This is a genomic window from Flavobacterium shii (genome assembly GCF_025847235.1).
Lineage (GTDB): Bacteria > Bacteroidota > Bacteroidia > Flavobacteriales > Flavobacteriaceae > Flavobacterium > Flavobacterium shii.
Map to the genome: position 1 here is coordinate 1 of NZ_JAOZEW010000023.1, position 13,605 is coordinate 13,605.

Annotated in this window: 12 protein-coding genes and 1 riboswitch; of the genes, 4 read left to right on the plus strand and 8 right to left on the minus strand. The window is 33.9% G+C overall.

Annotated elements, in window-relative coordinates; genetic code table 11:
- Positions 1–199 (plus strand): hypothetical protein (locus tag OIU83_RS18865; protein WP_264207815.1); only part of this gene is annotated, 199 nt, incomplete at its 5' end.
- 65 nt (positions 200–264) lie between these two features.
- On the opposite strand, the gene OIU83_RS18870 is transcribed toward OIU83_RS18865, so the two are convergent.
- From OIU83_RS18870 to OIU83_RS18880, 3 genes are all read right to left on the minus strand, one after another.
- Positions 265–423: a hypothetical protein gene (locus tag OIU83_RS18870; protein ID WP_264207816.1), complete on the minus strand. Its 159-nt coding sequence runs from the start codon at positions 421–423 to the stop codon at positions 265–267.
- A gap of 9 nt (positions 424–432) precedes the next feature.
- Positions 433–999 carry a porin family protein gene (locus OIU83_RS18875; RefSeq protein WP_264207817.1) on the minus strand — a complete coding sequence of 189 codons (567 nt, stop codon included), beginning with the start codon at positions 997–999 and terminating at the stop codon, positions 433–435.
- A gap of 92 nt (positions 1,000–1,091) precedes the next feature.
- Positions 1,092–1,850, minus strand: coding sequence for a hypothetical protein (locus OIU83_RS18880; protein WP_264207818.1), 759 nt, complete (start codon positions 1,848–1,850; stop codon positions 1,092–1,094).
- 303 nt (positions 1,851–2,153) lie between these two features.
- On the opposite strand from OIU83_RS18880, the gene OIU83_RS18885 reads away from it, so the two are divergent.
- Positions 2,154–3,251, plus strand: a complete 1,098-nt coding sequence (locus OIU83_RS18885; RefSeq protein WP_264207819.1) for a sensor histidine kinase — start codon at positions 2,154–2,156, stop codon at positions 3,249–3,251.
- Positions 3,251–4,018: a LytR/AlgR family response regulator transcription factor gene (locus OIU83_RS18890; protein ID WP_264207820.1), complete on the plus strand. Its 768-nt coding sequence runs from the start codon at positions 3,251–3,253 to the stop codon at positions 4,016–4,018. The genes OIU83_RS18885 and OIU83_RS18890 overlap by 1 nt, the downstream gene beginning before the upstream one ends.
- Before the next feature lie 86 nt (positions 4,019–4,104).
- On the opposite strand, the gene OIU83_RS18895 is transcribed toward OIU83_RS18890, so the two are convergent.
- The 5 genes from OIU83_RS18895 to OIU83_RS18915 all read right to left on the minus strand — a co-directional run bounded on the left by OIU83_RS18895 (position 4,105) and on the right by OIU83_RS18915 (position 12,575).
- A complete protein-coding gene (locus OIU83_RS18895) occupies positions 4,105–6,387 on the minus strand; it encodes a T9SS type A sorting domain-containing protein (protein ID WP_264207821.1) in 2,283 nt (760 codons plus the stop codon).
- A gap of 24 nt (positions 6,388–6,411) precedes the next feature.
- Positions 6,412–7,623: a cell surface protein gene (locus tag OIU83_RS18900; RefSeq protein WP_264207822.1), complete on the minus strand. Its 1,212-nt coding sequence runs from the start codon at positions 7,621–7,623 to the stop codon at positions 6,412–6,414.
- A gap of 82 nt (positions 7,624–7,705) precedes the next feature.
- A complete protein-coding gene (locus tag OIU83_RS18905; RefSeq protein WP_264207823.1) occupies positions 7,706–8,851 on the minus strand; it encodes a YncE family protein in 1,146 nt (381 codons plus the stop codon).
- Positions 8,848–10,896 (minus strand): TonB-dependent receptor, encoded by a 2,049-nt coding sequence (locus OIU83_RS18910; RefSeq protein ID WP_264207824.1) that lies wholly within the window; start codon positions 10,894–10,896, stop codon positions 8,848–8,850. The genes OIU83_RS18905 and OIU83_RS18910 overlap by 4 nt, the downstream gene beginning before the upstream one ends.
- 112 nt (positions 10,897–11,008) lie before the next feature.
- A riboswitch (cobalamin riboswitch) is annotated at positions 11,009–11,214 on the minus strand.
- A 179-nt stretch (positions 11,215–11,393) separates the two neighbouring features.
- On the minus strand, positions 11,394–12,575 hold the full coding sequence (locus OIU83_RS18915; protein ID WP_264207825.1) for an MFS transporter: 1,182 nt from the start codon (positions 12,573–12,575) through the stop codon (positions 11,394–11,396).
- A gap of 240 nt (positions 12,576–12,815) precedes the next feature.
- Here OIU83_RS18915 and OIU83_RS18920 point away from each other — a divergent pair, with 240 nt between their 5' ends.
- Entirely contained in the window at positions 12,816–13,553 is a 738-nt protein-coding gene (locus OIU83_RS18920) for a hypothetical protein (protein ID WP_264207826.1), read from the plus strand.
- Positions 13,554–13,605: the final 52 nt, after the last annotated feature.

Genomic DNA, 13,605 nt, shown 5'->3' on the forward strand with positions numbered 1-13,605 from the left:
AGGCGTTTACCCTGTTTCTCCCTCGGTTTTGCTAGGTTTTGCTGGGTTTCTCGCTAAATCGTCAAGGCACAAAGTTGCTTTTATTGTCTTTAATACGGGATTTCTTTTCCGCTTTACCTCCCCTAGCCCTGATAGTAGCGAAAATCCTTGTCCTTTTTCCTTTAAAAAGGACAAGATTGAAGCAGATAGCAGGAAATAGCTCCTGAAATTAATCTCCTACCTATATATAAGTAAAAAACATACCTTAATATATAGACATAATTATCACCCTAAAGTACTATCGAACCATCCATTTATATTTTCATTCAATACTTTTCTAATTTTTAATATAAAATGAAGTCCTTTACTAATTAGCATCCATAAAGCTAAAAACAGGATTACTAATGTAACTAGTAATCCTTTTATTATTTTCCAACTACTCATAATTATATATTAAAACAAACGAAGAGACAATCCTGCCTGAATTTGCTGGCTATTTGCTTTTCCACCGAAGTTGCTTACATCCGAAAATCCCCATATATATCTTGCATAAACAGTTAATGGTTTAATATTTATCTCGGCACCAGCGATAAATGCAAAATCAGTTTTCTTGAAAAGTTTCTTCCCATTTTCCAAAACACTCTGATTACCACTCGCCAGAAAACTGAACTGTGGTCCAGCGACAACAGTAATTAATCCCTCACTATTTAAACGAAGTAATACAGGTACACTTATATAATTAAGTGTTTTCCCTTTTTTGAAAGCACTATTAAAAACATCTCTGTAATTATCCGCAACTTTAGTATTAGTTTGATTAAACAATAGCTCTCCCTGAACACCTAAGAAATCAGTAAAATTAACAGTAGCGAAACCTCCCAATTGATAGCCTAATTCAAAATTGCTATTAAAGTTTTTACCATCAAGTTTATTCAGATTAACACCGGCTTTTGCCCCAAGATGAACCTGACCATAGCTAAACACTGACATACATAGCGCTGCAACTGCAATTATTTTTTTCATATTTTATATATTTTTAATTTAAATTTTCTTTATTATGTTTTTTATGTAAACAGCAGGTTTTAATGCCTCTCTGCTTTATAAGTGATTCGTGGTTATTTCTTAATATAATTAGAGTATTCGGTAATCGTTTCTATATTTGTTGCCTGTCCTATGAATTTAGCTTCCATGTGCAGTTTTTCATTTACTGGAAGGTATTGTTTTGCCTGATCATCCCATTTGTATTTCACAACAAGATCAAACTTATCTGCAGTAAGAATAGTAACTTTCACCGGTTTCTCATTAAGTGTTTGTATTTGATCTAGTTTTTTAGATTTTAAATTAATTACCATGTAAAATCGGCAATCTTTTATGAATCCATTATCCTTAGTGATTTTAGAAGGATCAAGTTTGTAACTAACAACCAATTGATCTGCTGTTTCTTTCTCAATTTTATAGCTTGCATCATCTATTTGAAAGATCGGAGACGGTTTATTCTGGTTCTTTCTAAAGGTATTTATAGCAGATTTAGAAGGTGCTTTTCCGTCTATAGAAATAACCGTCCAACATCCGGCTTTTGAATTACCCGGATCGAATTCGGCAATTGTAACTACTTCACTCGCACTAGTTATTATGGTTTGTTTAAAATTGAATGCATAGTTATCTGGCCGTTTTGTCTTTTCGAGATTAAGAATACTAGAATCAATCCCATATTTAAAAAAAGCATCCATCACTTTTGATTTCTGAGCAGAAGCCGTAAACGTAAACATCATCAAAAGAAAAATTGTCACCATTTTTATTCCGTAATTTTCAAATTCGCCATTCGCTTTTATAGTATTAGAATCTGTGCATGCCATTAATTTTGTTTTTTTCATTTTTAATATTATTTGTTATTATTATGATGCAAAATTATTGGTAACATCTCTTCTATAGGGAATTTATTGAGTGAAGCAACGAATCTATCCAGTGAATTGTCATTTTACTATATTGAACTGAATTACTATTGTTCCTTTTAAGATAAAACCCTTATATATGGCGTACTTACGTAGACGCAAATAAAAATAAGAACTTATAAAACTTCTATAATTTTTATTCAAAACTGCTTCAAAATTCTTTTATTTGCACACTCAAAAAAGAAATCAAACCAGTGTTTGGTGTCTTATAAAAAAACAAAAATTGTGAATCACACAGAAGAAATAACTAGTCAGGTAAAGAAGAGTAAACTAAAAACGGTATCACTAATTACGTTTGTGTTTATAGGTTCTTATGCTAGTATATTTATCATATATCCTTCTTCTTATTGGACAGAATATTTTAACTTACCATTTCCAAAACTTGTACTGGACATACTAGGCAATCTGGTTTTTTGTATCCTAATACTGACTTTTAGTCTTTTCATTGACAGGGTTTTAGATAAAAAAATATCCTGGATGGCTCATCCACTAAAACGTTTATTGGTTCAAATATTATTTCAAATATTGGGAGCATTGATTGTTATTATTAGTTTGGCTATTATTTTTTATACATTAGGAGATTATGTAGTCACACTACCTGTTAAAACTGATATTAGACAAGCATTATATACTGTAATTTCAATCATCCTTTGGTCATTAATGGTAAGTGCATTGAATACGGGTGACTTTTTATTAAAAAATTGGAAAAATGCTACTATAAAAGCTGCCGAATACAAGGTAAATGCTGCCGAAAACAAACAATTGTTAGCCGAAATAGAGCTTCAGGCGCTCAAATTACAACTTGACCCCCATTTTGTTTTCAATAACCTGAGTGTTCTTTCGGAATTGATACTCAAAGACCAACAATTAGGATACGATTTTACAGAAAACTTCGCAAAAGTGTATCGTTATTTATTGGTTAATTCTAAAAAACCATTGGTACAACTACACGAAGAGCTTCAATTTCTAGATGCATATCTCTTTCTTATAAATAATCGGATTGGTGATGGTTGTGCTTTTCAGATCAACATTGATCAATCAAAACTTAATATGTTGATTCCTCCAATTACGCTTCAGCTTTTTATAGAAAACACCTTAAAACATAACCGTACGGAAGAAGAAAACCCTCTCATTGTTCATATATATTCAAATAACAATGATGAATTAGTAGTATCTAATACGCTCTTGCCTCTGATAAAAAAAGTACCTTCTACAGGAATAGGTTTAAAAAACATTATAAGCCGCTATGCCTTATTGAGCGATAGAAAGGTTTCTGTAGAAGAAAACAATAAAACTTTTACTGTAAAAGTACCACTCATCTAATGAATGCAATAAAAAAAATATTGATCCTTGAGGACGAAAAATTAAACTCGGAAAGAATAAAGCGCTTAATACTCAAAATAAGACCTGAAGTAGAGATTCTTGATGTCTTACCAAGTGTTAAAAAGACAGTGTCCTGGTTATCAGAAAACAAATGTCCTGATCTTATCATGATGGATGTACAGTTGGCAGATGGTTTAAGCTTTGAGATCTTCAATCTGGCTGAAGTTACCTGCCCTATTATATTTACAACAGCTTATGATGAATATGCTATCAAAGCATTTAAGTACAATAGTATAGACTATCTTCTTAAACCAATAGAAAAAGATGAGCTTGAAGCGGCTATAATTAAATTTGAAAATTCTGTACAACAATCCCAAAGTCAGCAACCGAAAATTGAAGAACTACTCGCTTATATACAACCAAAAGAATATAGAAACCGTTTCCTTATTCCTTATCGGGATGGTTACAGAAAAATTAATACCGAAGATATCGCTTATTTTTATTCGAATATGAACATTAATTATGTAAGATTGTTTAACGGAGAAGAATTTGTGGTATCCCAAACCCTCGAAACACTAGAGCAAGAACTGGATCTAAAAGATTTCTTCAGGGCAAATCGACAGTATATTATACATGTGAATTCTATTGAAAATGTGCATAATTTTTTCAATGGCAAATTAAAGCTCAAAATAAAACATAGTAAGGATGACGATATTATTGTGAGCAGAACAAAAGCTACTTCTTTTAAGTTGTGGCTAGATTATTAATAAGCATAAACAAACTTTTAATTAAAACAGCCCCATTACAATATTAGTAAAGGGGCTGTTTTAATTATTATAACTTAATATTTTGATTAATTCTTAATAAACTTCTGTACATAGTTGGCTTTATCTGTTACCACATTGATGATATACATTCCTTTTATAAAGTCACTTACATTAATTTGGTTGTTATTAACTCTGGTATTGATTGATTTCCCTGAAATATCATAAACAGTTACATTAAGCACCTTATCTTCTGTTTGAATATTTAGAATATCAGAGACTGGGTTAGGATAAATTGCCAACTTCAGTTTCTTAAAATCACCAGTTGCTAAAGTAGTTGTTGCATTGACTGTTATAGATTTTTCGGCTACTTTGCCATTAGAATTAAAACTTATTACAATTGTAGTACTTCCTAAAGACTGAGGTGTTAAGACCAACTCGTCATTGGTATTTATCACTGCCGAAGCAACTCCTGCATTACTATTTGATTTTACAGTTTTTACAATTGCTATCGATAAATTATCTGTATCGGAAACAACCGTTTTTAAATCGATTACTGTAGGACCAGTTACCGAAACCTGTGAAGGCAAAGTTGCGTTTACTACCGGCGAAGTATTATCTGGAAAAACTGCTACAGCCGGAAACCAATAATAATCATCTAAAGTATTAGTATTTATTAAGTTTCCTGTATTATCGTAAGTATAAATCCAGTTTTTTTGATAATGTGCTCCAAATCCGCTTTCTGTTGTGTTTACAATTAAATGATCAGAAACAGGATCAATACGTAATGAGGCGCCGTAAGGAATCTGCTTATAAGTTGCTGCTTGTCCTGGAATTGTTACAAAATTTTCATTAAATGTTTTTGAAGCAACATCAAATTTCACAATTTGCGCTCCTGAAACAAAACTATTAACGGAGTTCATCCAGTACAAAACATTCTGCTGGTTACTATAGGTAAAGCTTCCTGCGTTCCAGGCTCCCCAAGATCCTAAATATTTGGTTGTAGGAATTGCATATTCTGTTGTTGCAAAAGTTGTAGCATCAATATTGATTATTTTTTGATTCTGAATTCCCCAAACACTTCCATCTTTAGCTTGAACAACCGAATGGAATGCGCCAGTAATGGTATTAATAACAGTATTAGTATTTGGATCAATAACTAAAATTCCTTTAGTCTGTTTTACTGCAAATACATACTGAGAAGTACGAATCATATTTCCTATCTGTCCAGCATACAAACTTCCTCCGCCTGTTCCTGTTACCACACTTCCTACCTTCATGTTGGCAATATCAAACAGATAAATACCATTAGAAGCACCAATATAACCAGTGGTTTCATTAATCCCTATGAAAGAACGTCCATCTCCGCCTCCAATATTATCAAATTGGGCAATTTTCTTCATGGTTTTGGCATCGGCAACAACTAATCTACCCCCTGGAGTATACTGAGTATCTCCCCCATCGGCAGCTTGTTTTGAAATGAAATAAAATTTATCTCCATAGATTGCTCCATAAGGTGTTGTTGCCCCAAAAGAATGATTATCATTAGTAGCACTATAAACACGATAGTTAATAGTCCCGTTATTATTAATAAAATTAACAGATCCGTTGGTATGCCCGAACCAATCTTCGTTTACCATAAAATAACCGTTGGTGAAATCTGTTGGCATAACATAAGGTGTAACTGGGATAAATGTTGATGCAATAGAAAAATCAGAACCACTTGGCTGAAAATTCCAAACATCCCAAGAGCCGTTCTCTAAAACACGACTGGTTGCTCCCAAACCTGAAAAACCAAAATCAGGATCAGTCGCATCTTTTACCCAATAGGACCAAAATCCATTATACCATGCAGATTGCCAGTGATCAGCAACATCTATAGCTGTATAATTATCAAAATCATAAGCGGTTGTATTAATGATACCTGCCACAGGATAATATGGATATGTCATGTTTCCATCTTTATAAAGTCCGTTAGCATTTACTCCATTCAAGTCGAAACCTAACCCTCCTATTGCAGTTCCAAACTGTGTTCCCTGATAAAGCAGAGAGAAAAAACGGCGATCTGCTTTTGCAATTGCTTTAAGCATATCTTCACCCGTTGCTGTACCATCCCATCTAAAACCCCAGATTAAGGCATCGGAATTTTTGCCATCATTCCATTGCACAACAAATGCTGCCTGATTAGAACCAGTTCCTACCCAATACTGAATATCGTTGAAAGTCGTTGCAGTGGTTGCGCTTTTTTTGTGCTGATTTTGAGCTGTTGATTTTTGCTTAATATCATTTCTAGGTACACCTTGTACCTTTATCTGCGCATTCGTAAGAAATGCAAACAGCAACATTATTATTAAAAAGTAATTTTTCTTCATGTTATATTTAATTTAAATTTTTTATTATTTAAGGTATAAGTCATAGGCTCCAGCCACTTCTGTAGAAACTTCGCCCAACCATCCTGCTTCCTGATTAATTCCCGTATATACTTTTATAAAATCTATTCCGGGGAGTTTCACATAATTTCCGTTTTTATCCACCGCCCAAGAGATATCGATATTTGATCCTTCATCATTATTTGGAGCATTATCTGCATACCCAAAATCAAAAGACTTACCTACCCAATAGTTTCCGGTACCACTCTGATCGTAAAAATTATCTTGAATTTTGGTTCCTTTAAGAATATATGATGCATCGGAAATCCATAGCGGATAATAGCTTTGATCATGAAATGCATTTCTTGTTTTATATCCTGAATTCCCTTGATTATCCAGCCATTTAATATATTCAACATCCATTTGCCAAAATTCATCTCCCGCAACCTGCGATTTACTCGGATCTGGTTTAAAGTAGGTGATACTGTAATTCTTTATCGTAGTATTTTTAAAGTATTCACTTCCTGCAATTTCATACCACTCGTCTTCATCGGGTTTTCCGTTTTTATTCTTGTCGTATGCCACCAAAATAATCCCAGGTTCGCAAGATCCTGAACGCGCCTCATTGGCTTCATTTCCCCAAAATGCATTTCCCAAAATCTTAAAATCCCTACCATTCATATTCGGGATTGTATGATCGAAGCCAAATACTACATAACCTCCAAAACCACCTAATGATATCATATTAGTATTAGCTCCAACAATCGCCTTTTTGGCTGCATTTATAAGATTGGCTTCGGTATTACCGGGCAAATATTCCGGAATTCCATTGGTAAACTGACCTACTGCCGGACGGAAATCAAAAACATTCGAAATATATTTACTATAATTTGCGGCTTCTTTCGTTACCTTAATAGAAGATTGGTATGTTTTTACAGCTCCATTAGTCTCTACCTTTAAAGTTAAAGGATAGCTCTTTTGATACGGACTGATAAAATCCAGTTGTGAACTCTGTGAAATTACAGAATCATTAACACTCCAAGTCAGTTTTGAATTGACAGATAAATTCGGAATAATATTTAGAACTTTAAAGCGATCAATTGTGTATGATTCTTTAAGTATTTCTATAGGATTTTCAATTCCAAGCTCTTCTTCTTTATTCGTTTCACATCCGATAAGTCCAAGTAAGAAAATTGATAGCAATGTGATTTTTAAAATTTTAAAAGGGTTTCTTTCCATATCCATAAAATTTTAAATTAAATACTGCAACAATTGCAAGTAATAGAAATGGGTAAAGTTTTTTTTCATGATTATTGTTGTTTTAGTTTTTGGTTATAAAAGCAATATGTGCAGGAATGTTCCCAGCGGTTGTTTTCCATTTTAATTTTCCTTCGGGAGTAAAACAGTAGATATAACCTGTTACCACATAATTCTGTGCATCTGTTATATATATTTCTTTTGTTTCGGGATTTACTTGTAGTCCGTAGGGAATCATGATTTGTTTATCGGTACCATCTGTAATTACTCTATCGCTAATTATTTTTTTGGTTTTAGTGTCTAATATTCCATAGGTTACCTTATTACTATTAGTTAGATAACTCCACGATACGCTATAGAAATAAAGCAAATCATCTACAAGACACATTCCCGAAACCGGAATATCAAGCTGTGTTTTTTTCTCATCTGTTTTAGTATCTATCACAAAAAGATTGGAAGGTGTACTGTAATAATCTCCTCTGGAACTTACATAAATATCTCCTCGAGCATCTACTTGCATACCATAGAGATTTATGCCAACATCTATTTTCTTTATTTCGGTAAAAGTTTCAAGATCAATGACCGAAATTGTTCTGTCGTAATTAGGAACTCTATAACCTCCGGAATTGGCCACATATAGTTTCCCATTATGCACGACCATTTGCTCTGGCTGATAACCTACTGTGACTTTTCGTTTTATTTCTAATGATGTCGTATCAATCTCTGCCACAAATCCAATCTCTGCATTGGGATTAATTGCCACAGGACCAGAATAAGAACTGATGTAAGCCTTATCCTTGTAAAAGGCTACGTATCGGCAATTAGGGATATCTATTTTCTTAATGCGTTTTGCTGTCCATTTATCTATGATCTCTACTTTATTGGAGCAATTTATTACCGCATATACTTTATTACCGTATATTTTTATATCGTTGCCCACATCACCCAGCTCTTTTATAACTGTAGGATTTCGCTCTGAATAAATATCGGTAGTGTAATTTCCAGTCCTGTAATTAAACACATCTATACTAGCCCTGTTCATCCCCATATTACCTTCATTAAGAAGATAAAACCCCTCTATTTTACCATCACTTCTTGGCGCAGCAACACTTTTATCCGAAGACGGAAAAATAGTTTCTTCTTCTCTACAGGAAATAAAAGCTATGACTATAAATAAACTGAGTAGTAATCTTGTTGTTATCTTTCTCATAGCTCAATACTTATTATAAATTTTAATGTACGCCCAGGCATAGGATAATTGTATATAACTTCATAATGCTGATTGAGAACATTATTAAGCTCTACTGCCCCTTTCATTTTATACTGCTGAAACGCAAAAGATTTTTGCACCGCTAAATCGTGGGTATACCAAGGCTGAACTTCATTAACCTTTATATTGTTTACATTACCATTGTATCGTTTTCCCACATATATAAAGCTGTAATTAAAGTTCCAGGTTTTATAATCGGCATTAAGTATTCCCGATCCACTACTCCACGGTGTATATGGTATCTGATCTCCATAAGAAGACAATTCCAAACCAGCAAATTTGGTATAATCCCTACTTTCGGAATAAGTATAAGTAAGATTTGCTTCTAAACTCACTTTACCAATATGCATTCCCATATTTAGTACAGATTCTATACCTTTCCCTTTTACCTGTCCAATATTGGTCATCATCCAGCGGAATAAATTTCCTGTAGGCGCTGCCACAATTTTGTCTTTGGTATTGGTATAATACGCATCGGCCTGAAATGATAATTTATCAAAGAAGCTTTTGTTTACTGGTAAATTATAGGTAAAACCAACATCGTACTGATTCATATATTCAGGTCTTAAAGTACTTGAGCCAACCATCGTATAATACAAATCATTGAAAGTAGGCATCCTGAAAATACGTTTTGCAAATGCTCTTAAATTAAAATCATAATCTTTAAACGGAGTATATCCTAGAAATAATGCGGGGGTAAACTCTGTTTTATTGGGCGCTTTTGCATTATATCGCACTTCCTCTTGTACATGAGTTCCTACTACACTACCCAAAACTTTAAACCCATCAAGTCTGTAAGAACTTGCAAGCGCAAATAGAGCCGTATAACGCTGCGGGTAAGAAAACAATGTTTGAATTCCTCTTCTGGTTGCATTTAATCTATTGTATTGGAAATCTGTAGATAAAGAAATATCCCATGTAGGTAATATACTGTACATATTTACTGCCGAGAAATAATATTCCTGCTGATAATAGCTATCGTCAGATTGTGCTCCTTCTGTAACTATTTCTCCTAAAATATTAGTAGTGTCTCTGGCAACATAATGGGTATAATCATAGGCGTATTTTGCCTTGGCTTGAAATTTATATTTTTCGGTAAAATCTTTTATAAAAGTACCCTGCGAGAAAAAATTCTTGTCATATTGCCTGAAACCGTCCGAAAACTTATTCTCTACAATTGCTCCCGGAGCTCCCCTATCAGAATCATAATAATAAACTTTGGCATCCCACGATCCATTATTTATTTTTCCGTAAAGTCCAGATTCTATCCTTAGTGCTGCTATATCACTATTATGTCTAGTAGCAGTAGTATCATAGGCTACAGTTCCATCGAGATTATTTCTTTTGTATCTAAACTTATATTCCCCATTGGATCTGATATACTCAGAGCTCACACTCATGCTTACTTTATCACTCAATTTTTGTTCCCATCTAAAAGAAGGATCATTATAATTGATAGACATCGTTTTATATCTTACCAATAAATTTGTCTTTTTATTCCTCTCAAAAACAGGTCGTTTTGTTCTCAAATAAATGGTAGAAGCTGCCGCAAAGTCTTTTGCCGACTGAAAAATTTCGCTTTTTTGGCCATTATACATGGTAAGGGATTCCATATCGTCCAAAGAATATTTTCCCAGATCGGTAACTCCATTTTGTGCATTGCCTAGTTGTACACCATCATAAAAAACACCAACATGGTGCGTACCCATATTACGTACATCTACAGTTTTAAGTCCGCCGAGTCCACCATAATCTTTAATTTGGGTTCCTGCAAAATATCTCAGGGCGTCTGCAACATTATGGCTCGCTAAATTTTCGAGTAATTTTCCCGAAAGGCTTTGCACCGGAATTACTTCCTGATAAGGTTTTCCTTTTAGAATTACTTCTTTTAAAACCTGCAAACTATCATTAGATACTTGCGAATGAAGTAACAATGGAGCAAATAATATAAAAATAAATAAGGGTAATTTTTTTCTATTATACATCACTGATTTAATTAAATAAACCTCGTGATATAATAATCTAAAGCAATAAGAGAGAATCCCGTTATAAAATAACAGGTCAATTCTTGTTGTTCAACTTTATTCCACGAAAGTCTTAAACTATGTGATTGTGGCAGGTCTCCTGACTTGTTCCATCTTTAAACAACCTTCCCATTTCTTCAAGAAACAGTGGCATTAGTAACGTTTAAAGACTTATATAGAACTTACAGTAGCGGGTCTGTTCAGGATTTGCACCTGATTCCCTTTTAACTGTTTCTTTTTAAAATTTAAAAAAAACAGACCAAAATCTGGGGCGAAGGTATAACTAACTTTATAAAAATAATAATTATTTCATATAATTAAGATTTCCTCAATCGCTAGACTGAAGTTAATTTTTATAAAAAATGCATAGACTTATAGAATATACTCTCCGAAAATTGAAGCTAAAAATCAATTAGAGTAAAAATTAATTGGAAGGATCGCTTATCGCTAAAAAAAAATTAAACCTTTTCGGTCTTCCGCAAGCGTATCCAAACATACCCCAAGGCCAAGAAAACCATTCCAGCACTAGCATACATTAACATTGGAATTTTTGCAATCACATCCTGATACATCCATCCCGCCAAAAGCGCACCAAGACCAATTCCTGCTTCAAGAGCAATGTACATAGTCGCCATGGCTTTGCCTCGGTGTTCGGGAAAACTCATATCGACCGTCCATGCGTTTAAAGCTGGTGAGACAATTCCGGTAGAAATTCCATAAACTGCAGCTCCAAGTAAAAGCCCGCTTATCGAAGTTGAAAAACCTACAATAACCAACGATATAATTAAAAAGAAAAGTCCGATTCTTATCAAATGTAAACGACCATATTTATCTGATGCTTTTCCGGCGCCAAAACGAATCATTACCGAAGTAATCGTAAAGACCATAAAGAACATACCTTTATTGGCTATTCCTAAATGCTGGCTCCAATCTGGAATCAATGTAAGAATCACACCATAAGCCATATAGGAAAGAAAAGTCACGATAGCTGCCGGTAGCACTTCTATAGCAATAATATCTTTTCTTGAAATCTTCAGAATATGCAAGCTAAAACGTTGCTTATATTTTAAAGTTTCCTTCATATTCATCAAAATAACGATAGACATAAGGGCAAAAACTGAAGAAGCATAAAAAAGCATGTTCATGGAAGAATACAATTTAATCGTACTCCCGATAGCAGGACCAAGAGCCATTCCTATAGAAAAACAAAGTCCATGTAAACCCAAAGCTTCTCCCCAACGTTCTCTTGGCACAATATCTGCAACATAAGCTGCCGTTGCTGTAGGCTTGAATCCTGTAGAGAATCCGTGGATAAGTCGTAAAAATAAAAACCCTGAAACAGTGCTTAAAATTGGGTAGAGAATACCACAAACAAAACAGACAATTGAACCAACTGCCATTACTGGGACTCTTCCTAAAGTATCGGTTAACCGACCACTAAAAGGTCGGGAAATCCCTGCTGTTAATGTAAAAAGAGCAATAATCAATCCTTTATATTCTGCCCCGCCCATACTACTCAGATATTCTGGAAGTTCAGGAATTAGCATATTAAAACTAGCAGAAAAGAGTAGTGAACTTAAACAGACTAATCCAAATTGAAGATTATAAATTGGATGGATGGCTTTTACAGGGGGATTCATGGGGAAATTTTAAAAGTGCAAAGATAGCGAAAACTCTAATTTCAAACTAACGAATAGTCCCTTAATCAAGAGATAATATACCTATACAAACTAAATTAATCGTAAAATTTTCATAATTTGTACTGTCCTGGAACAGTTTAAAAAGTTTAAAATCCTTACATTTACTTTTTGGTTAATAAAATTGCGTCACATAAATAGTTAATTCCTGTAGCGTTAAGCCAATTAATTTAAGAAGTCAAGATGGAAAAATATACCACATCAGTATCACCGTTACCCCTGGGTGATAATACAATACCGAATGATCAACTAATGAAAGCTGATTTATTACCCGATCCAGAATCTCGGTTAGATTCTATGGAAATGAAGGAAAGACCTCTAATGGATTCTAGTATTCCGTTTAGAGATTTGACCGATACTACCAGTAAAAAAGAAAGTATTGCCCGACTTATTGATAAATTGGATGTTGAAACTAATCTTAGATATCAAAGAACAGTAGAAGATACGTATTGCAATGTATATGCGTATGATTACTGCTATTTCTCCAAAGTTTATCTTCCAACAGTTTGGTGGACAGATGAATCTTTGGAAAAAATAATGCAAGGACAGGAAGTAGAAGCTATTTTTGACAAAACTGTCGAGCGTATTTATTCTAGTGCCCTACATGATTGGCTACCGCAATGGGGACCTGCTTTTGGCTGGGAAGAAGTACTTACTATTGATGAAATTCAAAATAAAGTAAATACCAATGGTGGAATTGGAATAATTTGCGCCAAAAGAAAAGAAAAAGGACTCTCTGGACATATTGTTCCTGTTGTTCCCGAAACACACTTAAATAAGGCGTATAGAGAAAATGGCATAGTAGTATATCCGCTACAATCACAAGCGGGAAAGTTGAATTATAATTACTTTTCGGAAGTTAGAGAAGATTGGTGGAATGATGAGTTATATTCCTCTTATGTACTTTATTACCATCAATAAATAAAAACAATTACTCCGATTGTTTAAATACTTAAAGCCTTTATTGATTTTC

Coding starts and splice junctions, on each gene's coding strand:
- OIU83_RS18870 (WP_264207816.1), bottom strand. CDS start 423: ATGAGTAGTTGGAAAATAATAAAAGGATTACTAGTTACATTAGTAATC.
- OIU83_RS18875 (WP_264207817.1), bottom strand. CDS start 999: ATGAAAAAAATAATTGCAGTTGCAGCGCTATGTATGTCAGTGTTTAGC.
- OIU83_RS18880 (WP_264207818.1), bottom strand. CDS start 1,850: ATGAAAAAAACAAAATTAATGGCATGCACAGATTCTAATACTATAAAA.
- OIU83_RS18890 (WP_264207820.1), top strand. CDS start 3,251: ATGAATGCAATAAAAAAAATATTGATCCTTGAGGACGAAAAATTAAAC.
- OIU83_RS18895 (WP_264207821.1), bottom strand. CDS start 6,387: ATGAAGAAAAATTACTTTTTAATAATAATGTTGCTGTTTGCATTTCTT.
- OIU83_RS18900 (WP_264207822.1), bottom strand. CDS start 7,623: ATGGAAAGAAACCCTTTTAAAATTTTAAAAATCACATTGCTATCAATT.
- OIU83_RS18905 (WP_264207823.1), bottom strand. CDS start 8,851: ATGAGAAAGATAACAACAAGATTACTACTCAGTTTATTTATAGTCATA.
- OIU83_RS18910 (WP_264207824.1), bottom strand. CDS start 10,896: ATGTATAATAGAAAAAAATTACCCTTATTTATTTTTATATTATTTGCT.
- OIU83_RS18915 (WP_264207825.1), bottom strand. CDS start 12,575: ATGAATCCCCCTGTAAAAGCCATCCATCCAATTTATAATCTTCAATTT.
- OIU83_RS18920 (WP_264207826.1), top strand. CDS start 12,816: ATGGAAAAATATACCACATCAGTATCACCGTTACCCCTGGGTGATAAT.